Raw genomic sequence first — 23572 nt, 5'->3', positions numbered from 1 at the left:
AAAAACATAATGGGCAATATCTACTTAAATATTATTGGTTTTATAGCCTGTACACTCATCATACTTATAAGTGGCACCAAGCTGGCAAAATATGGAGATATTTTGGCAGAAATGTTGGGTTGGGGAAAAATGTTTATGGGCATTATACTTATGGCTTCTGTAACCTCAATTCCCGAATTAATGTCTGGCATGAGTTCTGTTCTTATTGTTGATGCACCAAATCTAGCTGTTGGTGATCTCGTTGGTAGTTGTGCATTCAATATTCTTATTATATCTATCATGGATTTTTTTTACAATCCAAAAAAACCATTGACTTCTGTTGCACAACCCGGCCATGTTATAGTTGCAGCATTAAGTATTGTAATGCTGAACTTTGTTGCCTTAGCGATTATAATGCCAGGAGTTTATGGAAGAATTGGCTGGATAGGAGGCTCTAGTCTTGTATTCTTAACGCTATATTTTATTTCAATCCGTGTGCTCTACAAGTATGAGAAAAAACATAGGTCACATAGTCAGCATATAAACACAGAAAACTACACCAAGAAAGAAGTTATTCAAAAGTACATCAAAAATGCCTTAATTGTAATGCTAGCTGCAATGGCATTGCCCTATTTTGGTGAGCATCTCGCTACAGCCAGTAATTTAGGTCAAAGCTTTTTTGGAACATTGTTTCTTGCTGGTTCAACATCTTTGCCTGAGATTGTGGTCTCTGTAGCAGCCATTAGAATGGGAACAATAGACTTAGCTATAGGCAACATATTTGGCAGTAATATATTTAATATAGGCATACTAGCCCTAGACGATATATTATACTTCAAAGGCCCAATATTAATGGACACAAGTCCCAATCATATTGTCCCAATTCTCGGGACTATTATAATTACCGCAATTGGTATTACTGGAATTGTTTTCAAAAGTGAAAGAAAATGGAAACTTGCTATCGATACCGTGCTCATTCTCTTAGTTTTTATCTTAATGATGGTCGTGTTATACTACAGAGTTAATCCCTCAAAATAATGAATTGGCATCTACTACCACTTACGGAGATTTCACAGCTATTAAATACAAGCACATCTGGTATTAACGCAACAGATGCTGCACAACGACTTGTAGAATATGGTAAAAATGAAATTGAGGATACAAAAAAGAAGACCATCTTAAAAATGCTGCTTCATCAGTTTACGGATTTTATGATTCTTATACTGATTGCAGCGGCCATAATATCTGGTGTTTTAGGAGATTTAATAGACACCATCATTATTCTTATTATTGTTGTACTCAATGCACTCGTTGGCTTTGTGCAAGAATATAGAGCAGAAAAAGCCATGGAAGCATTAAAAAGTATGGCTTCTAGTAATGCACGTGTTATAAGAAATGGCGAAACATTAGACATACCTGCTTCCGAATTGGTACAAGGAGATGTGGTGTCTCTTGAAGCGGGCAATATTCTTCCTGCTGATGTTCGCTTTTTCGAAACCTATCAAGTTAAAGTAGATGAATCTGCACTTACAGGTGAATCCCTTAATGTAGAGAAAAACCCAAATGAACTTCCCGAAAAAGATTATGTATTAGGAGACCGCATAAATATGGGTTTCAAAGGTACTTTTATTTCAAAAGGGAGAGCACTTGCCTATGTAGTAGCCACAGGAATGAAAACCGAATTGGGTCATATTGCCAAAATGATTCAAACCGATGAAATAGAAACCCCTTTACAAAAGCGACTAGACACATTTGGTAAAAAACTCTCTGTTATTATACTTATACTTTGTGCTGTAATCTTTGCAATTGGCTGGTTGCGTGGGGAAAGTATTCTAAATATGTTGATAATTTCAATTTCCCTTGCCGTTGCCGCTATACCAGAGGCAATGCCAGCTCTTGTAACTATAACACTGGCCTTTGGCGCCAAACGATTGGCTAAAAACAATGCCCTTATCAGAAAACTTCCAGCTGTTGAAACCTTAGGCTCGGTAACCTATATCTGCTCAGATAAAACAGGCACACTTACGTTGAATAAAATGACCGTTCAAGAAGTCTTTGAAACAATGGATGCCGAACCCTTATCCGTTTTTAAAAATAAAAATACGCTTCTAAATGCAATAGCTTTAAACAACGATGTTATAAGAGATAAAGATGGTAAATGGTTAGGAGATTCTACCGAAGTAGCATTAGTTCAGTATGCATACCATAAGGATGTTGAAAGAAATCGTCTTGAAAAAATAGTACCAAGAATAGCAGAATTACCTTTCGATTCTATTAGAAAGTGCATGACTACCTTTCACAAAACAGATAGTGGAATTCTTGCTATTACCAAAGGAGCTGTAGACGTTTTATTAGGAAAACTTGTTGATAAGCAAAAACCACATGTTCCTGAATTTGAATATAAGGCCAATAAAATGGCAGAAAGAGGCTATCGTATTTTAGGTTATGCCATAAGGCTATTGCCCTCACTTCCCAAAAGTTTAAACGCTTCTGAAATGGAAAAAGACCTTACTCTTATAGGCTTTGTAGGAATGATAGACCCACCGCGTGAGGAAGCTAAACAAGCAGTAAAAGAATGCAAGGATGCAGGTATTATACCCGTTATGATTACTGGTGACCATAAACTTACCGCCCAAGCCATTGCAAAACAACTTGGAATAATTTCTTCTTTGGAAGATATGATATTAAACGGCACTGAATTGGCCAAACTAAGTGAAGATAATTTTGAAAAGATTGTTGAAAAAGTACGTGTATATGCCAGAGTAAATCCAGAACAAAAGCTAAAAATCGTTAAAGCATTGCAAGACAAAAATCAATTTGTTGCGATGACGGGCGATGGTGTTAATGATGCGCCAGCACTTAAAAATGCAGATATAGGCGTTGCTATGGGTATTAATGGCACAGAGGTAACCAAAGAAGCCTCGCACATGATTTTATTAGATGATAATTTTGCTACTATTGTTGTAGCGGTAAAACATGGCAGAAAGATATTTGATAATATCCTAAAATTCATTAAATATATAATGACGGGCAATTCAAGTGAAATATGGGCCATATTACTTGCCCCATTTTTTGGATTACCAATACCACTTTTAGCCATACATATTTTATGGGTTAATCTTGTCACTGATGGTTTACCTGGACTCGCACTGGCATCAGAGCCCTCTGAATCTGATATCATGAAGCGCCCACCAAGACATCCAAAACAGAGTATCTTTGCAGATGGTATGGCAGCACATATTCTGTGGGTAGGTTTCTTTATGGGTTCTGTAACACTTGGTATGCAAGCATGGGCAATACATCATGAAAATATCAATTGGCAAACCATGACTTTTACCGTATTGTGTTTTAGCCAAATGGGGCACGTTATGGCTATTCGCTCAGAAAAGGAATCTATTTTTAAAATAGGCGTGTTTTCCAATAAGCCTATGTTAGGGGCATTATTAATAACCTTTGCGCTTCAACTTATCATAATCTATGTGCCATTCTTTAACAACATCTTCAAAACACAACCATTATCCTTGACAGAACTAGGTATTACATTAGCCGTATCGAGTGTTGTCTTTTGGGCTGTGGAATTAGAAAAATGGATTAAAAGATTAAAAGCTACTAAAGCGTAATGTTGCTATTAATTAAAATATAGTAATGGATAAAACTGAATAGATTCTGCATAAGTAGAAACTAAATATTGTTTAATTTAAGGGAAGAATATGAGGTGTGAATAATTACAAGACCTAAAACTTATTGAAGATTCAACCCAAAACATAAAAAACATTTATATCATGGCAATTGTAAACAAATTTGAATCAAGCGAACAACGAAATAATCTTGCTCATTTCGCATCCATAATAAATTTAGCAAAAGTTGATGGTACAATAAACGCTGAAGAGCAAGCGGTTATTCAGCGTTTTTCACAAAAGTTGGGAATATCAAAAGATGAATACAAAATGATAATAAAAAATCCTGAACAACACCCAATTTTACCTAATAATTCATTTGAAATTAGGCTAGAACTTCTATTTGATTTGTTTAAAATAATCTATGCAGATAACCGTATTGAGCCAAAAGAAAAAAGTCTTATTCTCAAATATGCTATTGGTTTAGGCTTTAATTCGGTAAAAGCAGAAGAAATAATAGAAAAATCAATTTTAATATTTGAAGGAAAATTAGATTTCGAGCAATATAGTAGTTTAATAAAAAATTGAGTTTTAGCATTTTTGAAATACAATTTAACGAACTGACCCACATCATTTCACAACCTCTAATTCTACAATATTTTAGCTATAGATAAATTGTATAACTTAAATATTAAAATTATGTCACTAGTAAAATTTAGAAACAGAATAAGACCATTTGGTGGTCTTGCAACCAGAGATTTTTTCGATACAGATGATTTTTTTGGCAATCGATTATGGAATGGCCCATCAATATTAGATGATTTTTGGAACGGAAATTCAAGTGAACCTGCTCTAAATATTAAAGAGGAAGATGATAAGTTTGAAATAGAACTTGCCGCACCTGGTTTCTCAAAAAAAGATTTTGAAGTCACCATTGATAATGGATGCCTTAATATTTCTGCGGAAAAATCAGATTCTAAAGAAGAGAAAGATGACAATTACACAAGACAAGAGTTTAGTTATAATTCGTTTTCTAGATCCTTACAGCTACCAGAAACCGTAAAAGAGGAAGATGTAAAGGCAAGATACCATGATGGAATTTTAAGTTTCGACCTCAAAAAAAAGGCAGAAGCCAAAAAACTAAAACCAAAGAAAATAGAAATTGCATAACAGCCTTCATTTCTAACTGAAGCAGTTCTTTTTTTGGTTATTAATCACCCTCTACTTAAAACATAGTAATCACTTAAAGTATTATGGTTTTGTAGAGGGTGATTTTTATATGTCACCCTTTTTAATAATTAAATTTTGAATTAAAACCGTTTCAAAATGACACCTAATCCTTTTTCTAATTCTTTTCAAAATGTTGCAAAAAAACTAGAGACTAATATTGATAAAGGGTTAAGCTCTAAAGAAGCCGCAAAACGCCTGCTTCGATATAAACAAAATGATATCATCCAGCAGGCGAGACAAAATAAGTTTAAAATTTTAGCTAACCAATTCGCAGATCCCATCATTTATATTCTAACTGCCGCTACAATACTAGCATTCGGATTTCAAGACTGGCTAGAAGGCATTGCCATTCTTATTGTTATTTTAATTACAGTTGCAATTGGTTTTAGTATGGAGTTACAAGCAATACAATCACTTGAAGCGCTTCGCAAAATAGGTTTAAAATACGTAAAATCTCGTGTTCTTAGAGATGGAAATAACGTAAAAATAAAGATAACTTCGCTGGTTCCTGGTGATATTATAATCCTAGAAAGTGGTGATGTGGTGCCAGCCGATGCACGCTTGTGTGCTACTGAAAACTTATTAGTAAAAGAAGCTGTATTAACTGGAGAAAGTGCTTCAGTAGAAAAACAAACCAATGCTCTAGATAATAACATAGCTATTGTGTCACAGACCAATATGGTCTTCAAAGGCACTACTGTTCTTTCGGGAAGAGCAAAAGCAATCATCGTGGCAACTGGCATGTTAACCCAATTGGGAGAAATTCAACAAATGGCTATCAGCGCCAAACAAGAACGTACGCCTCTCGAAAAAAAATTAAGAAAATTGAGCAATCGCCTAATTTGGCTTACCTTATTTTTTGCTGCATTCATTATTATTTCAGGTATTATTACAGGAAAAGACATGCTGTTAATGATTGAAACAGGTATCGCTCTAGCAGTTGCAACTATTCCTGAAGGTCTTCCCATCGTTGCTACTATAGCCTTGGCGCATGGTATGATTAGGCTTTCAAAAAAAAAGGTCATCATCAAAAAACTGGAAGATGTAGAAACCTTAGGTGCCACCAATATTATTTGTACAGATAAAACAGGAACGCTTACCGAAGATGAAATGAAAGTACAAACACTGGAATTTGGCACACAATCCATTGAAAATATAAAGGATTATGAAACGCTACCAGTTTCAGAATTAAATCAAAATGATGCCTTTTATAAATTAGTAGTTACAGGTATCTTATGTAACGATGTGCAATTATCTTCTGATGATAGACATGGCGATGGCATAGATTTAGCGCTATTGGATTTTGCTGAGCAAAAAGGATTTAATTTGAAGGCAATTCGTAATAATTACTCAGAAATTGAAAAAGTACCGTTTAGTACTGAAAGTAAAATGATGTTGACCATTAATTCCAATCCTGATAAATCTGGTTATGGCGTATTTGTAAAAGGTGCTTTTGAAACAGTAGTTTCCAAATGCAATACACTATTGAAAAATGGTAAAATAAAACCTTTTAAAAACAAAGAAACATGGTCTGAAAAAGTAAATAATTTGGCATTAAAAGGGCTGCGTACTCTAGCTTTTGCCTATACAGAGACCAAAACAAAACCTAAAAATAAAGGACTAAACGAACAGCTTACGTTTATCGGTATTATTGGTTTTATAGACCCAGCAAGGAACGATGTAAAACCAATTATTGAAAGTTATAAAAAAGCGGGTATAAAGGTTATAATGATTACTGGTGATCATCCTGGAACTGCTAAAAAAATTGCAACAGACATTGGTCTGTTAGATGAGAAAACTTCAGAGACCAAGGTTCTTATTGGTAGCAATTTTCTAAATATTGAAGCGTTAAATAAAAATGAAAGAGAACAATTTCTCAAGGCTTCGGTTCTAGCAAGAGTGACACCAGAACAAAAAATAGCCATCATTACATTCTTTCAAAAAAACAACCATGTTGTTGGTATGCTTGGTGATGGTATTAATGATGTGCCTGCATTGAAAAAAGCAGATATTGGCATTGCCATGGGAATTAGAGGTACAGATGCTGCCAGAGAAGCAGCAGATATCATTTTATTAGACGATAAGTTTGCCGCAACAGAATTGGCCATAAAGCAAGGTCGCATTATTTTTCAGAATATACGCCAATTTGTTGTGTATTTATTATCAAGCAACTTTGCTGAAATACTTTCAGTTGGTGTTGCCGCAATTCTTTACTTACCGTCACCCTTGTTGCCTTTGCAAATATTGTTCTTAAACCTTATTACTGATATATTTCCTGCTTTAGCATTAGGATTAGGAAAAGGTGAAGATGATATTATGCAACTACCACCTAAAAATCCAAAGGAACCGCTTATGACAACCCAACTATGGCTAACAACCATTATTTATGGAATAACCATAAGTTTATCTGTTTTAGGCATAACGATGTATTCTTATTATGTATTGAATTTGTCGTCGATGCAAATTAATAACATGGCTTTTTTTACGCTCGTTTTTGCACAATTACTCAACGTTTTTAATATGCCTGCACGTCATTTGTCATTTTTTAAAAATGAAGTTACCACCAATATATGGGTTTGGCTGGCTATTATGCTATGTTCAATTTTAACCTATTTGGCATATAGTATTACTGCAGTTTCGCAAGCACTTTCGTTAATAACTTTGTCAGCTCAACAGTTTTTAATAATTGGTGCTTTTTCAATAGGCTCATTGGTTTTAGCACAAATTATTAAGCGCTTAGGTGGTACGATTTAATGCTGTTTTCTTGAAACCATATAAATCAAAAAAAAAAAAAACATTGAAATCAATAAATTCAATGTTCTTTTTTTAATGAAATTTTTTAAATCAGTAACGATATAAGTTGAAAACCTTATAAAAAATTACCATCTTCATCAGTTTTAACTCTAACGGTTTCTTCACCATTGGTCAATTTTAACTTATAGATTTTTTTAGAGTCCCATTCTGCTTCAGAATAACTCACCTTATAAATATCTTTGTCAACAGCCCAATTGGGAAACCTTTCAGCTAAGGCTTGACTTACAGCTAACGGTAGTTTAACGTTTTTATATCGCTCAATGGTTCTAATTAATTTGCCGTCTTCGTCGTAGGCTGCAATAGCATAACCTTCTGGTATCCTAAACGTTACTGAATAATTATCATAGTCATCACTGTAATACTCTTCTTTTCTTACATCAAACTTTGCAAGTGCTGTCTGTAAATTTTTTACGTTTTGATCAATATTATCATCTACAACTTCAAAAAGATATTTGTATTTGATAGGGCGAATTTCAACGGTATCGAGCACTATTATTTGCGCAAATACTGGTGTGATTAAACCACAAACCAATAAAAAAAGAACTAATTTTTTCATAATAATAAGTTTTTAAAGTTTATAATATCCAAAGTTACAAAGCAGCCTAACCATGCGAAATGACCTGGGTCAATAGCGCCATTTCGTTTCGAGTTTATACCCTTTATTCAAATACCTTTATTAAGATATTTTTAAATGCGTGCTTATGTTTTTTTGTCGTAGGTGAATTATTTTTCCAGACGAAACGGCTTTGCGTTGTTCCATAATAATTTGCGCTATCAAATAACAAATAGTAGATTCCGCACCTTGGTTTAAGTTTACATTTTCTTTTTCTAATCCATCATAACAGCCACCAGTATTTGGGTTGTACATAATCTGGTTAAGGTGATTTTTACCTAAAAACCAATTGAATGCGCTTTGCATTTTTGTTTTATACCTTAAGTCCTCAAAGGTTTTGTAAAAAAGTCTTAAAGTTTGTATGGTATATGAAACATCAATAGGTTGCTCGCCATAATCATTCGGTAACGCATCTTTTTTATACCAACCTTGGTTAGAAATCACTTTAAAATGTCCATTTATAAACATTTTAGACAATAGAAAATCAAAGGACTCTATAGCCACTCTTTTATAAGACTCTTTACCTGTTGCTAAATAACTATAAAGCATGGCTTCGGGCAAAATACTATTGGCATAGGTTAAATAGTTTTCAAACCACTTCCAGCTTTTTATGGCGTTAACATCGTATTTTGTAATAAGATTTTGTGATAGTTTTTCAATAATTGATATTGCAAATTTATCTTGTTCGCCAATATAATATAAATACGAGCCTTTTATTACAAACCCAATAGCTCTTGGCGATAATGTGTTTTGCATCCATTGTGTACTGTTTAGAAAACACAATATTGCTCTATTTACCATGGTTTCTGGTAAATGTTCCTTTAAGGAAATTAGTGTTCCCAAAGCCCAAATAGCGCGTGCATTAGAATCTTCCAGATTTACGTAGTTGTTTTTTATATGTTCGTTATTGTTTTCATCCACATAGTTTATGAAAGTGCCAGAGTCTGTTTGACAACGTTCTATAAAACACAAATAAGTATCTATATATGATAAGTCTGATGATTTCTTGAACTGCTCATAATGCATACACATAGCAATTAATGCACGTGCATTATCATCTAATGTATATCCAGAAGACATATCTGGTTCAGAAATTTTACTGAATTGAACGATCCCCAATGACGTCGTTAACCGCTTTATATGTTTTAAATTAATTGTTGGATGTTTAAATGGAATCGTTTCAAATGCATCAATATGCTTATTGTATGTATTCATGTGTTTTATGGCAACATTATCCCAAGACGATTCCCTTGTTTTCTGAAATGCGCTAATAGCCATAGATTTACGCCAAACATCATTTGCAAGAATGCTGTTTACTGCTTCAGAAAATTGTTCAGGTGCTTCAATATCTACAATAATACCAGTATCTGGTGTTAGCACCTCTCTGGTATGAGGTATTGAGGTTGCTACCATTGGGCAAGCACAACTCATGGCATAGGAAAACGTACCGCTCACAGCTTGGTTTGGGTCTTTTGAAGTAAATAAATACAGGTCTGTTGCTTTGAGGTAGTCCAAGAGTTCGTTAATCTCTAAATACCGGTCTATAAATTCAACATGGTTATTTAGATTATACATTTCTACTATATTTCTAAGATACTCACGATAATCATCAGTACCATTTTTAATGGTATTTGGATGCGATTTTCCAATAACCAAATAAAGAACATTAGGTGTTTGTTCGATAATTGCCGGTAATGCTTTTAGTGCTGTTTCAATGTTTTTACCAGAGCTTAAAAGCCCAAAAGTAGAGAGTATGGTACGATTTTCTAAATTGAATTTTTTCTTTGTTTCAGAGGGTTCTGCATAATTTACAATATGTGTACCATGAGGTATATAGGTAATTTTAGCATTTTCTGTTGCATAATCTTCAGTTAAAATTGATTGCGATTTCTTGGTCATAACAAAAATCAATTTCACATAAGACGTAAGTAATTTTACAAAGGATTTTAATTCTGAATCAGGATTAGGGATAACACTATGGAATGTAATAGCCACAGGTTTTTTTATGGTGTCGAGAAAATTGAGAATATAATTCCCATACGTGCCGCCAAACAGCCCAAACTCATGCTGAATATGTACCAATTTAATTGAAGGATCTTCGTTTATTTGATTAGCCAAAGTCCTATAAGCATCCTTGTCTTTTGGGTTGAGGCTAAAATGCCCATTACTTAATTTTGGATTATGGGTTAAATCGCAAAATAATGGTTCTATACTATCACCAAAACCATTATTTATAGCTGAAACTAGGTCTGATGTAAATGTTGCAATGCCACATTCTGTTGGCGGACATGTTGAAAGGAATACTACTTTTGATTTGGTTATTTTTTTCATATCATTTTTTTTTAAGTGCGTTTAATAGTTTATTTATATTAACAGATGCTACTGCAACACGGCTATCTGCCGCACCATAGTATATGTATAGGTCATCATCAAAAAGAGCTGTTCCAGTTGGGAACACCACATTGTTTACATATCCTTCTTTTTCATAGCGTTCTACAGGGGAAAACAAGGGTTCTTTTAACCTACCAATTATTGTTGTTGGGTGCTCTAGATGTAATAATGCAGCACAGGCATGATAGGTTAATCCGTCTGGTGAGTTCTGTACAGAATGGTAAATAAATAACCAGCCATCTTTGGTTTCAATTGGTGGACAACCACCACCAATATGGCTACTTTCATGCTTGCATTTTGGATGCAGTACAATATGCTTTTGCAAATTAGATATATAATCTTCCCAAAATGCTGGTGTTAACTCTTTTGGATCATTGAAATACATAACTTGAATAGACGGAAACAAACGATGTAAAACGGCAAATTTTCCATTGATTTTCTTCGGAAAAAAGATAATATTCTTGTCCCAAACATAAATTTTACCTTTCATTAATTCGGTTAACCTATAGCGAATAAAAAGGTCGTAAAACATAATGTGCAGGTCACTTATCTTTTCAAAGTTCTTTTTAACAAGGTTGGAATATTCTTCAAAAGTGAATTTGGGTGTAATAATACCTTGTCTTTCAAATGTTTTTAAATCTTTTGATGTTGCGTAGGCTCCAAATACATTAATACCATCATAAGCCGCATAAGACAAATAATAAGTATCTTCTATCTTCGTGATTCTTGGGTCTTCAACCCCTTGAAATTCCTCGGGTGTTTCAGGAAAAAAAAGAGGTTTTTTACTGCGTTCAACAACTTCTAAAGGCCCATCAAGTTTACAATATCCTATGGTAGAAAAATTACCATCACGAACAGCACGATATAGCATGTGTACCGTATTCCCTTCTTGCATAATTGCAGGATTAAAAACACCAAGATTCTCAAAGCTATTATCGGTCTTTTCTAAAATAACACCATATCTGGTCACTAAATCCATAGTTAAATTTTTCATGAAATTAGTTTTTGTAAAAATGAACAACAATGACCTAGGTCATTCCATAAATCATAGAACTGTAATAAGTTTATATAACTATTAAGAATTGAGTAATTCGTGAAAAATATTTATTCTTATGAAAGCTGTAAGCATCAAAGAACAATTAGAAGATAAAGGCATTACCAGTGCATTACTTTTAAAAGCCTTTCAAGATATACCTGAAGCCTTTTTATTATCAGAAACATTACACCCCTATTTTTATGAAGATATAAGAATCGAGAAAAATCAGGAAAAAACAGAACCCAGAGTTATTGTTGTTGCCAGAATGTTAGAACAGTTAAAGGTAAAAGAAGAAGAAAAAATTCTGATTACTGGAGTAGATTCTATTTATATTTTGGTAGTGCTTTCAAAAATATATAAAGAAGTTTATACGGTTGAAACCAATGAAACCTATGCAAATTGGGCCATAGAAGTGTTAAAAACTATAGACATTACTAATGTGCATATAAAAGTAGGTAAGCCAGAAATGGGTTGGAAAGAAAAAGGACCGTTTAATGCTATTTTGATTGCTTCAGAAATAGAAACCATTCCAAAAACCATTAAAGAACAGTTAAAAATTGATGCCAAATTATTGGTACCTATTGGTCCTGATTGGGCACACGTCATGCTACAAATTGTAAAACGAGTTGGAAAAGATGAATACGCTTCAAAAGCATTAAGGGACAGCTATTTTATTCCAAACCCAAAAATCCTTCCTGAAATTAGTACAGAAACGTATCCTGAAATAGAAATGATAGATGAAATTGGTATGAGTTCCATTCCGTTTAAAACAATCAAAAAATTCCCTATGGAAGCGTTGTTAGAACGAATTGGCGATGCCAAAGTAGTATTGTTAGGTGAAGCCTCTCATGGGACTTCGGAGTTTTATTTAACCAGACAAGAAATTACAAAGGCACTCATCGAAAAAAAAGGGTTCAATTTTGTATGTGCCGAGGCCGATTGGTCTGATGCCGAACAGATTAATAATTACGTAAGAAATCAATATAAAGTACAAGATTGGATGCCCTTTGCACGTTTTCCGCAGTGGATGTGGAAAAACAAAGAAGTACTCGATTTTGTAGAATGGCTAAAAAAGTACAATACCAAACACAATAATACCATTGGTTTTTATGGACTGGATTTGTATGGCTTAGAGAATTCTATAGACCTAGTTATTAAACACCTAGAAGATATGGATACTGATTTGGCAGAATTGGCAAAAACAAGATATGCCTGTATTACACCATATATGTCGCAACCTTCGGTTTATGGCAAATTGATAAAAAACAATAGACTTATAAGTTGCGAAAAAGAGATACTCAATATGTTGTTTGAATTGTTAAAGCATAAAAATAAACTCAACCATTCTCAAGCTTATTTTTATGCCTATCAAAATGCTACCGTTGTAGTTGATGCAGAACGGTATTACAAAGCCATGTACTATGGTAGTGCAGAGTCATGGAACTTACGCGATTTTCACATGTTCTATACCCTAAAATCTTTGTTATCTTATTTTGGAAAAGAGTCTAAAGCAGTTGTTTGGGCACATAATTCGCATATTGGCAATGCTTTGGCTACAGAAATGTATGCCAGAGGTGAAATAAATATTGGTCATTTATGTAAAGAACATTTCGGCACAAAATCTTATCATATTGGTTTTGGAACACATACAGGAACGGTTGCAGCTGCCAGAAATTGGGGAGAAAAAATGGAAGTAATAACGGTGAACGCATCTGTAGAAGACAGTTATGAGCATCTTTGCCATAAAACAAATGTTACCAATTTCACTTTGCCTTTACGCAAAACGCATACCCATAATAATCTGAGAGAGTTATTGGGCACACCCCGACTTCAAAGGGCCATTGGTGTTGTTTATAGACCAGAAACCGAACTTTTGAGTCATTACTTCAAGACGGTTTTACCATCGCAGTTTGATGAATACATTTGGTTTAATAAAACAAAAGCCATTACACCATTAATAACTAAAACAGAAACTTCAAAGCTCATGGATTTGCATCCGTTTGGATTATTGGATAGATAAGAAATGATTAAGCCATTAAAAAAAGCTTAATAGAATAAAATATTTAATAAACTGAATAACCTCATAGTTCAAAACCTAAGTTATCGTTTAAAATTTCTTTAAGTTTTGGGATGGACCTAGGATCAATTAAGTTTAGAGCTGTAACACCACATAATTTTTCAACCAATTCACTACCAGCAATAGTATTTGTAGAAACTCCTGTAACAACATCTGGTTTAATATTGAATGCTTTCATTAAACCATACACAGCATAAGAATCTGAAGCACTTAAAATAATACACTTAACATTTTCCCTTATGGCCTCAATAGCCAAATCACCGTTGTAAGGCTCTAAAGGTGAAGCCCCAATTTCAATTACTGCAACATCTGCATCTATACTGCTAATAAGGTTTTTCATGTACGCTACTTTTTTTAAATAGGTATCTTTTTCGCAGATAGATGAAGGTAGCCCAGCATCTACAAAATCAAAAACAGCATCTGCACCAACATCTTTAATGGCTAAAATATCCTTGTATCGTCCAGCACCTGTTATTTTCGCTCCAACAACTTTTAAACCTGCCATTTTAAAAATATTGGTAATTATTCGTGCCGAAGTGGTTTTACCAGCAGACATCGATGTTCCCACAAACAATACAACAGGAATAGTAAAGTCTTTTGGTTTTACGGGTTTTACAAAATCTTCCATTCTCAATTTTTCACCATTCCTAAAGGCATGTCCCAGATATTTTATAGTTGTCATTTCATGAATATAAACTGATTTTGATGTTAATTTTCCTAAGAGCCCACCACCAGTTAATACATGGAGGGTATCATCATCTTCAACAGCTCTCCAGGTACCGGTTGCTTCTAAAGTCGCATGCCGTTCTCCTAAAGCTCCAACAAGAGACTCCCCTCCCATTACACCGCGCATGCGTCCGTTTGGTAATTCTATTTTGAAAGAATCACTGCCTTTTGCAATGATTTTACAAACCACATAGTCTCCAGTTTGCCATTGTGATTTATCTAATTTTTCAACCTCAAAACCTTTACTCGACAAATCTGAGATTCGTGTTAAACTTGAATAGATATATTTGTATATCATAGCTTTTGTCTTTATTAATTAGTAGTTGATTTCTCCAGCAACAATAATGTTAATAAGGCTGTTCGTTCTATTAATTTATCAATATAGATAAACTCGTGTGTTGCGTGGGCGCCATCTCCTGTGGTACCTAAACCATCTAAAGTGGCTGTGTATAAGCTTGTGGTATTTCCGTCTGAACCTCCACCAGCCGATGCCTCTTCTAAAGAAAGACCTATTAATTTGGCATCTGCTTGTGCTAATTTCCATAGCTGTTGATTGCGAGATGTTTTTTCCATAGGCTGTCTGCCTATTCCGCCTGTAATTACAAGCTCTACATCATCAAGCATAGGTTTTAATTCATGGATTCTTTTAGTGATATAATCGCCATCTTTCTGATTATAAACTCTCACATCTATTACCGCATTACTTGCTGCCGCCACTACATTAGCCGAGGTACCACCTTCTATCAACCCTACGTTTACTGTGATTCCTTTATCAAAATCGTTCATAGCATGCAGTTTTTGCACTTGATGAGCGAGTTCTACAATGGCATTTATGCCTTTTTCTGGATCTAAACCTGCATGAGTGGCTCTGCCTTTTATAGTGACAGTAAAACGACCAATACCTTTTCTTTCGGTTTTTAACTTACCCTCAACACCTAAAGGTGGCTCTAGAATAAAGGCTCTACTTACAACTTTTGAAAGTCTTTTTATTATTGGAGTAGACTCATGGCTACCAACTTCTTCATCTGAATTTATTAAAACGATTGGTGTTTGAGACACATCTAGTTTCAAGGTTTTTATAGCTGAGAGAGAAAATATTATTTCCGTTAATCCTGCTTTCATATCGTAAACACCTGGACCAGTAAGTTTGCCTTTGCTTTCTGAAATTGGCATGGTGTTGAGGGTGTTCAAATCCCAAACCGTATCACAATGTCCCAGTAACAACTGGGATGGACTATTTTTTTCTTTATTTAAAGGGCGAGCATATAAATAGCCTCCTCCCTTTTCTCCTTTAACATGAATTGTATAAAATCCAAGTGACCTAAATTTGTCTTCAAGAAATTTGATAATATTATGAAGTGCCTCTTTATTATTTGATGGCGATTCTATAGCAACCATATCCTTTAAGAAATTCAACATGTCATGCCGATTATCTTCAAGATATTTTTTTATGGTATTGGCAATATGTTGTTTTGAATTGCTCACCGTTTAAAGTCTTTTGGAAAAGGGAAATTATAAGTTTCAGAAATTTTTGCGAATCGTCCTTGGGCTATATACACCAATATTGGATTTTCCTTAAGTTGTTGCTGCTCATCTTTTTCTGAAACTCTCAAATAATCTTTATGACAATATGCAGCTCTTATTGTTCCTGTAATTATACTGTTTTCATTAAATCCATCAATTATTTTGAAGAGTTTACATTCTAGAAACAAATAAGATTCTGCTAAAAATAACGCATCTATAGTTGATGCTTTTAAGGTGGGCAATATATCAATTATGGGTTTTGCTCCTAAATTTTCTTCACATCTTGGAGACGCACTTAAAGACGCCAATACCACTTGGTTGGGTAATGGGAAGCTGACTGTAAAATTCTTGGTTTTTTTTATATTATGGTAGGTTTTATGTTTAGGCGTACATACAAAACCAAAGTAATTATCAAACCCAATGGGTATGGCCATGTGTTTGGGAGCCAAGTCATATTTACTACCTTCTTTTGTGCCAATTACAACCAAAGGAGCAACTGTAAAAATTTGTTCCCATATTGGATTTGAAATATCTAATTTAAAATAGCCGTTTTCATGTAATCTTCTCATAACCAATATATAAATCACACTTTTAAACTATACAATTAACTTGTTAAATTAAATGATATTCATCAGTCATTAAACATTTTATAACATAGAAAATTGCATAAGTTGATGCTCGTTTTTCGGAATTTCACCTAACTGATTTTAAAATATTTTTTAAAATGCCATAACTATGAACAAGCAATTTATGCTACCGTTTCTTTGTTCAACAAGGCTTTTACTTCTGTATCATCCACTTGGTCAAAGTTTTTATAAAACTGGCCAACAGCCCTAAAATTTACAGGCGCTTTAAGACAAATAACATCATCAATAAAAGGAGTGTTTTTTAATTTTTGCAGTGCATTTTGTGAAGATACTGGGATAGCTACTATAATTTGTTTTGGCTTTTCGTCGTACAACATTTCTATAGTAGATAAAATTGTGTTACCAGTAGCAATGCCATCATCTACGACAATTAAAACTTTATCTTTTAGTTGAAGTGGTTTCTTTTTGCCGTAATACTCTTGGTATCGTTTGGTAAGCAATGTTCTAATTTTTTTGGTTTCTGCTTCAATATATTCTGAGGGTACCACCGAAGCTGCATCACTTAAAACCTTATGCTTTAGAGTTACAGCACCAATAGCAAATTCTTTATGTAACGGATGCCCAATTTTTTTTGAAAGCACAACCTCTAATGGTAAATGTAATTTTTCTGCTACTTGATAACCTATGGGTACACCACCTCTTGGTATCGCCATAATTATCGCATTTTCTGTTTTATAGGATTCTAATTTTGCTGCTAATAAATTCCCAGCTTCAATTCTGTCTTTAAATATCATTTTTTTAAGTATTTATTAAACCAATTACATGTTAATTTTGCCACCTCATCTAGCTTACCAGGTTCCGAAAACAAATGTGTGGCACCTTCAACAATTTCTAACTTCTTAATGCCGTCTAGTTTATTGTAAGCTTTTTTATTTAATTCTATAACAATACCATCATTACCGCCAACAATTAAAAGTGTAGGAATATCAACTTTATTTAACTTAGATTCTGCCATATCTGGTCGACCTCCACGAGATACAATAGCTTTTATTTTAGAATTTAATAATGTAGATGCATTTAATGCAGAAGCAGCACCTGTACTTGCACCAAAGAAGCCTATTGGAGCACTATTGGTATAGTTTTGTTTAGAAATCCATTGGGTGGCCTTAACTAAACGCATGGTTAGTAAATCAATATCAAATCGATTCTCATAAATTAGATCTTCAGAAGTGGTTAATAAATCAAAAAGCAAAGAAGAATAACCTTCGTTTTGCAACCAATCTGCAACGTAATTATTTCTGCTGCTTAACCGACTGCTACCACTTCCGTGCGAAAAGATAATAAGTCCTTTTTGATCTTTAACCAATCGTAAACGCCCTTTTAAGCTAACAGCATTTATAGGAATATCTATAGATTTATAATTCATTTGTATCTGATTTTTTTAAAGGTAATTTAATGCTTACATCCACATCTGGCCAAAGCTTGGATACACCATCTTCACCTTTATGCAATTCATAACATTCTGCGTTAAGGGTATTTAGGGCTTCTTTTGCATCCCAAAGGTTGAGGTCTAGATGTGTAAATAATGTAATAGTATCATTTTTAATCGCATAGGTATAAGGAATTTTACGAGACTTTTCATTCATTTGCAGTTTTATAAACCCTTCATCGCCTTTTGCGTTTAAAATGGTTCCTGTTATTGTTGAAGTATTAAAAACCTTAAAAAAGTAGGCATCCAATTTAAAATCTCTTATTGGGTTTTTTGTATTTACAGTTGAAGTAGGTATGATTAACTTCAAATTTCCTAGAATATCTTCAACAGCACCAGATTCCTTTTTTTTAGTAATCGTATAGTCGTTAAAAGTTCCAGAGACACCAACTTTATTAGTGAATTTATAAGCTGTCCAATCCATTGAAATTCCTGATGTATCAATTGAAAAAACAGCGCCTTTTTCAGCTATTTTAATATCATCAGTCTTATGTATTGATTTCTTATCTGAGTTATTACAGCAAAAAATCAACAAAATAATTAATAAGGAAATCGGATATTTTAAAAAACTGGGCATTGAAATATGATTATACTAAATACTACTTTTGGTTATTTTTTAAGAACGGTATGTAACACGTCATCTTTATCTAGTTTTTTAGTACAGAAAAACCAGTCTTTACAATCCAATTCATCTGTAGAAGTCATTCGCTCTTCTGCCACACCACAAGAACCTGCAGGAGACACAATAACATCATCACCAGGATTCCAATCTGCAGGTGTAGCTACATTAAAGGCATCAGCAGTTTGCATCGCTATGAGTGCTCTATATATTTCATCAAAATTTCGTCCTAAACTTAAAGGATAATATATAATGGCTCTAACAATACCTTCTGGGTCAATAAAAAATACGGCTCTTACAGCTTGTGTTTTACTTTCTCCAGGTTGTATCATTCCATACTTTTTGGCAACTTCCATGGTAATATCTTCAATTAAGGGGAACTTCACTTCAATATTCTTCATGCCATTAAATTCAATTTTGTCCTTAATGGTTCTTAACCAGGCAATGTGACTATATAGCCCGTCAATAGATAATCCAACCAGTTTACAATTTGCTTTACCAAACTTGTTTTCTAGCTTTGCAAATGTTATAAATTCGGAGGTGCAAACAGGTGTAAAATCTGCAGGATGGCTAAATAGAATAACCCATTGTCCAACATAATCACTAGGGAAATTAATATCTCCTTGTGTGGTTATTGCTTTAAAAGCTGGGGCATTATCACCTATTCTGGGCATTGTTGAGATTGCTTGTTCTTTCATTTCAGCTGTTTCCATTTTTTCTTTAATTACATTGTTAAAACTCAAAATTAAATCAGGTACTAATAACCTGAAATGACCTAGGTCATTCATACTGATAGATATCATTTTAAATGAGGTGGTTCTGTATTAGCTTTGATTAAAAATTAATGAACAGCTAAAAGATGTACCATGCCAGAACTTTGGTTAAAAAAAATAATAATAATTTCTATATGTATAGGTATTGGGCTTTTTTTACAATGGCTCATTTTTAGAATTATTAGGTTAAGTCATAAAAAAAAACCAACTATTTTAAAAGAACAGATTTTAAATCAGTTAAAAACACCTTTTAAATTTCTATTACCAATACTTGTAATATTTAGTGCTTTAAGTAGCTTGGAGTTCAGCTTTTTTTGGCAGAAGCTTATTGAGGTGGTTATTATCATTAATTTAACCTGGATATTACTTGCTTTTATACAAGCCATAGAGGTTGTTGTAAATCAGAAATTTCAAGTCTCTGGTTATATTAAGGCAAAAGAGCGTAAAGCATTAACGCAATTACGTTTTTTAAAAAGCCTTTCCTTTATTATTATAATTACGCTGGCCGTTGCATCTATTTTATGGAACATTCCTGAAGTTAAAAAAATAGGTACTACCATACTCACTTCGGCTGGTATAATAGGTATTATAGTTGGTGTTGCAGCCCAAAAATCGATTGCAAACCTTATTACCGGATTCCAAGTTGCCTTTACACAGCCCATAAAAATTGATGATGAAGTAGTGATAGAAGGCGAGTTTGGTACCGTAGAAGATATAACGCTAACTTATGTTGTTATAAAAACCTGGGACTGGCGACGTTTGGTTTTACCACTCAACTATTTTAACGACAAACCTTTTGTAAACTGGACCTTTAACTCTGCTGATATTATAGGTAGCGTTTTTTTGTATGTAGATTATTCGTTTCCGGTTAAGGATTTACGAACAGAATTAACTAAAATTTTAGAAACACACCCAGAATGGGACAAAAACTTAGCAGAACTACTAGTTACCAAAACCAACAAAAAAACTATAGAGCTTAGAGCTACATTTAGTGCAAAAAATGCTTCAGATATCTGGAATTTACGTTGCGCTGTAAGAGAAGAACTCATGGGGTTTATACAAGAGCACTATCCTGCATCCTTACCAAAATTAAGACGTATGGAAGTATTTAAAATTTAATTTTTTTTTAAATGCTAAAACATTAAATATTAAAATATATGTATGAATAAAATAACCAACAATAAAAATGAACCTAACAAAAACTATTAATAATATTAAGGTACTTAAAAAAACCATTAGAAACTATGATACCTTAATCAATAATCTACCGGGTATTGTTTACCGTTGCAAAAACAATAGAAATTGGGAGATGGAGTACATAAGTAAAGGGTGTCAGTATATAACAGGTTATAGTGCTGAAGAATTTATAAATGGGACTATCAATTTTACAGATATCACTTTAAAAGAAGACCAGGAGCAACTATGGAACAAGACCCAAAGAAGCTTAAACCAAAAAGAATCATTTAACCTGGAGTATAGAGTAAAAACTAAAGACGGTCAATTAAAATATCTTTGGGAACAAGGTGAAGGCATTTTTAATACCAAGGGTAAGCTTGTTGCCATAGAAGGCTATATTATTGATATCACCAAACAAAAAAAGGCAGAACAAACTATAAAAGCTAGTGAAGCAAAAACTAAAGCCTTGTTAGATGCCATTCCAGATATAATCTTTATTCAGGATTATGACGGTAATTATCTCGACTGCTATCTACCAGAAAATAAAAAATCAGTACTACTAGATGACATTATTGGTAAAAACATGAAAGATATCTTACCACGCAATGTCTTTGAAAAACTTCGGAAAGCTCAAAAAAAAGCAATCAAAGAAAAATGTTTGCAGCTAGCAGAATACAGCCTAAATGTAGACCATAAAACCACATATTTCGAAGCTAGAATATCTCCCTTAAACAACCATAGTCTTTTAACCATTGTTAGAGATGTATCAGAAGAGCATACAAAAGATGATTTAATTAAAACAAGAAATAATGCGCTAGCTTCTGCAAGTAACGGCATTATAATTACCGATGCACAACAACAAGACATACCTATTATTTATTGCAATGATGCTTTCGAAAGAATAACTGGGTATACCAAAGATGAAGTTTTGGGAAGAAACTGCCGGTTTTTGCAAAATGATGATCGCGACCAGAAAGAAATAAGTATTATAAAAAATGCCATTATTAAAGGTGAAGCCTGTAATGTGGTTTTGCGCAATTACAAAAAAGATGGAGATCTGTTTTGGAACGAACTTACTATTACACCCATACATAACGAAGCAAAAGAGCTCACTCACTTTATTGGCGTGCAAACTGATGTGACTCATAAAATAAAAGAAGAGCACCTTAAAGACCAAATACGAAAAATACTGGAGCTTATAGCACAAGACAAACCAATAAAAATTATTGGAGAAAAAATTATAGAAACTGCCGAAGCTCATTTTAAGAATTGTTTGGCCTCAATCTTAATATTAAACAAAACAAACAAAACCCTACAAACATTAGTAGCACCAAATGTTCCAAAGGATTTCAGTCAACTTTTAGAAGGTCTTAAAATTGGGCCTAAAGCAGGTTCTTGCGGTACAGCAGCCTTTATAAAAAAGGAAGTTATTGTATCAAACATAGAAACCAATATTCTTTGGGAAGACTACAAAGCAATTAAGGCAGCAGCCTCAAAAAACAGTATAAAAGCCTGTTGGTCATTCCCAATACTATCGCCAACCAACCAAGCACTAGGTACCTTTGCCATTTACGGTAAAAACGCTAGAAATCCACTACCTGAAGAAATAGAAATAATTTTAGATATGACCCATTTGGCAAGTGTGGCTATTGAAAAGCATAACACAATAATAGCCTTAAAGGAAAAGGAAATAGAAATAGAAAAATACACAAATAAGTTAGAAGAAATTGTACAATACCGCACTAAAGAAGTGATGTCCACAGTTCAAAAATTGGTAGAAACTAATTTAAATTTAGAAGATCAAATTCTGGTGGCAAAATTGGCAGAAAAAAAAGCAATAGCAAGCGAAACCTTGGCATCTGCAATAGCACAGAATTTCCCTAATGGTTTTATTGCAGTAGTAGATAAAAGCTTTAAAGTATTATTTGCTGAAGGGGAAGTATTATCACAGTTAGGACTAAAACAACTATTTTTTGATGGCATGACTATAGACGATATAGTTACATTCTCTGAAGCACGAAAAAAACGAATAAAAAACGATATTCTAAAAACACTTTCAGGAAATCATATCTCTTTTGAAATAGAATATAAAAAAAGATACTTCTCAGTTAACACAACACCTTTGTATGATGAAAATAAAGAGCTAAAAAGTGCCTTACTGGTTTACAACGATATTACACAACATAAAGCAGAAGAACAGAATATAATAAATGCATTAAAAAAAGAAAAGGAACTGAACGAGTTAAAATCGCGTTTTGTATCTATGGCATCTCACGAGTTTAGAACCCCATTAAGTGCTATTCTTACTTCGGCAGTTTTAATTGGTAAGCAAAATGGACCAGGAAAAGAATTTAAAAGAAAAAAATATTTAGCTCAAATAGAAAAGAACGTTAAAAACCTTGTTGTAATCCTCAACGATTTTCTCTCATTGGGTAAATTGGAAGAAGGAAAAATTGCGGGATTACCAAAACAATTCGATCTTATTCATTTTTCTAAAATGGTGCTAAAAGAAGTAAAATTAAGTCTAAAACAGAACCAAAATATTTATTTAAACACAAGTGTAGAAGAACTTACGGTAAAATTAGATCCCAAATTATTGCGGCATGTGTTTAACAATATTTTATCTAATGCCTCCAAATATTCATCAGAAAACACCAAAATTGATTTAAAGATTACTACAGACCAAAAAACAGTACGGATAGCAATTACAGATCAAGGTATGGGTATTCCGGAAGAAGAGCAAGAGGATTTGTTTCAACGCTTTTTTAGAGCAAAAAACGCCCTAAATATTGAAGGTACTGGGTTAGGATTAAACATTGTAAAACAATATGTAGAACTCATGAAAGGTAATATTAGTTTTAAAAGTGTGCTACATCAGGGTAGTACATTTTATATTGAATTACCAATAAATATGTTATAAA

General features: G+C 33.6%; 18 protein-coding genes. 8 read left to right on the top strand and 10 right to left on the bottom strand.

Features of this window, described 5'->3' with window-relative positions; translation table 11 throughout:
• The first annotated feature begins 9 nt into the window (after positions 1 to 9).
• The 5 genes from P8K68_RS07810 (at position 10) to P8K68_RS07790 (ending at position 7580) form a co-directional block, all read left to right on the top strand.
• Complete coding sequence (locus tag P8K68_RS07810; protein ID WP_300249201.1) at positions 10 to 1017, top strand: hypothetical protein; 1008 nt, start codon at positions 10 to 12, stop codon at positions 1015 to 1017.
• Positions 1017 to 3599: a calcium-translocating P-type ATPase, PMCA-type gene (locus tag P8K68_RS07805; protein WP_300249199.1), complete on the top strand. Its 2583-nt coding sequence runs from the start codon at positions 1017 to 1019 to the stop codon at positions 3597 to 3599. The genes P8K68_RS07810 and P8K68_RS07805 overlap by 1 nt, the downstream gene beginning before the upstream one ends.
• 162 nt (positions 3600 to 3761) lie before the next feature.
• Positions 3762 to 4184, top strand: a complete 423-nt coding sequence (locus P8K68_RS07800) for a TerB family tellurite resistance protein (protein WP_300249197.1) — start codon at positions 3762 to 3764, stop codon at positions 4182 to 4184.
• A gap of 111 nt (positions 4185 to 4295) precedes the next feature.
• Positions 4296 to 4766, top strand: coding sequence for an Hsp20/alpha crystallin family protein (locus P8K68_RS07795; RefSeq protein ID WP_300249195.1), 471 nt, complete (start codon positions 4296 to 4298; stop codon positions 4764 to 4766).
• Between the two features lie 156 nt (positions 4767 to 4922).
• Positions 4923 to 7580, top strand: a complete 2658-nt coding sequence (locus tag P8K68_RS07790) for a cation-transporting P-type ATPase (RefSeq protein ID WP_300249193.1) — start codon at positions 4923 to 4925, stop codon at positions 7578 to 7580.
• A 115-nt stretch (positions 7581 to 7695) separates the two neighbouring features.
• Here P8K68_RS07790 and P8K68_RS07785 read toward each other — a convergent pair whose 3' ends face one another.
• From P8K68_RS07785 to P8K68_RS07775, 3 genes are all read right to left on the bottom strand, one after another.
• Positions 7696 to 8196: a nicotinate-nucleotide adenylyltransferase gene (locus tag P8K68_RS07785; protein ID WP_300249191.1), complete on the bottom strand. Its 501-nt coding sequence runs from the start codon at positions 8194 to 8196 to the stop codon at positions 7696 to 7698.
• 120 nt (positions 8197 to 8316) lie between these two features.
• Positions 8317 to 10584 (bottom strand): glycosyltransferase, encoded by a 2268-nt coding sequence (locus P8K68_RS07780; RefSeq protein WP_300249189.1) that lies wholly within the window; start codon positions 10582 to 10584, stop codon positions 8317 to 8319.
• Position 10585: 1 nt separating this feature from the next.
• Entirely contained in the window at positions 10586 to 11638 is a 1053-nt protein-coding gene (locus P8K68_RS07775; RefSeq protein WP_300249187.1) for a pesticidal protein Cry7Aa, read from the bottom strand.
• A 118-nt stretch (positions 11639 to 11756) separates the two neighbouring features.
• Here P8K68_RS07775 and P8K68_RS07770 point away from each other — a divergent pair, with 118 nt between their 5' ends.
• Positions 11757 to 13700, top strand: coding sequence for an erythromycin esterase family protein (locus tag P8K68_RS07770; RefSeq protein ID WP_300249185.1), 1944 nt, complete (start codon positions 11757 to 11759; stop codon positions 13698 to 13700).
• Positions 13701 to 13761: 61 nt separating this feature from the next.
• On the opposite strand, the gene P8K68_RS07765 is transcribed toward P8K68_RS07770, so the two are convergent.
• From P8K68_RS07765 to P8K68_RS07735, 7 genes are all read right to left on the bottom strand, one after another.
• Complete coding sequence (locus P8K68_RS07765) at positions 13762 to 14781, bottom strand: hypothetical protein (protein WP_300249182.1); 1020 nt, start codon at positions 14779 to 14781, stop codon at positions 13762 to 13764.
• Between the two features lie 14 nt (positions 14782 to 14795).
• On the bottom strand, positions 14796 to 15968 hold the full coding sequence (locus P8K68_RS07760) for a M20 family metallopeptidase (protein WP_300249179.1): 1173 nt from the start codon (positions 15966 to 15968) through the stop codon (positions 14796 to 14798).
• The gene (locus P8K68_RS07755) at positions 15965 to 16576 is read right to left on the bottom strand and encodes a flavin reductase (protein WP_300249177.1); all 612 of its coding nucleotides are present in this window, start codon (positions 16574 to 16576) and stop codon (positions 15965 to 15967) included. The genes P8K68_RS07760 and P8K68_RS07755 overlap by 4 nt, the downstream gene beginning before the upstream one ends.
• A 179-nt stretch (positions 16577 to 16755) precedes the next feature.
• Complete coding sequence (locus P8K68_RS07750) at positions 16756 to 17388, bottom strand: phosphoribosyltransferase family protein (RefSeq protein ID WP_300249176.1); 633 nt, start codon at positions 17386 to 17388, stop codon at positions 16756 to 16758.
• Positions 17385 to 18020: a dienelactone hydrolase family protein gene (locus P8K68_RS07745; RefSeq protein WP_300249174.1), complete on the bottom strand. Its 636-nt coding sequence runs from the start codon at positions 18018 to 18020 to the stop codon at positions 17385 to 17387. The genes P8K68_RS07750 and P8K68_RS07745 overlap by 4 nt, the downstream gene beginning before the upstream one ends.
• A complete protein-coding gene (locus P8K68_RS07740) occupies positions 18010 to 18660 on the bottom strand; it encodes a hypothetical protein (RefSeq protein WP_300249172.1) in 651 nt (216 codons plus the stop codon). The genes P8K68_RS07745 and P8K68_RS07740 overlap by 11 nt, the downstream gene beginning before the upstream one ends.
• Before the next feature lie 32 nt (positions 18661 to 18692).
• Entirely contained in the window at positions 18693 to 19490 is a 798-nt protein-coding gene (locus P8K68_RS07735) for a peroxiredoxin (RefSeq protein ID WP_300249169.1), read from the bottom strand.
• Positions 19491 to 19568: 78 nt separating this feature from the next.
• On the opposite strand from P8K68_RS07735, the gene P8K68_RS07730 reads away from it, so the two are divergent.
• Both P8K68_RS07730 and P8K68_RS07725 read left to right on the top strand, forming a co-directional pair.
• On the top strand, positions 19569 to 20594 hold the full coding sequence (locus P8K68_RS07730; protein WP_300249166.1) for a mechanosensitive ion channel domain-containing protein: 1026 nt from the start codon (positions 19569 to 19571) through the stop codon (positions 20592 to 20594).
• Positions 20595 to 20661: 67 nt separating this feature from the next.
• Positions 20662 to 23571 (top strand): PAS domain S-box protein, encoded by a 2910-nt coding sequence (locus tag P8K68_RS07725; RefSeq protein WP_300249163.1) that lies wholly within the window; start codon positions 20662 to 20664, stop codon positions 23569 to 23571.
• Position 23572 lies beyond the last annotated feature (1 nt).

Source organism: Algibacter sp., assembly GCF_029245835.1.
In the GTDB taxonomy this organism is placed as follows: Bacteria; Bacteroidota; Bacteroidia; order Flavobacteriales; family Flavobacteriaceae; genus Algibacter_B.
This window is presented reverse-complemented; position numbering and strand designations above follow the sequence as displayed.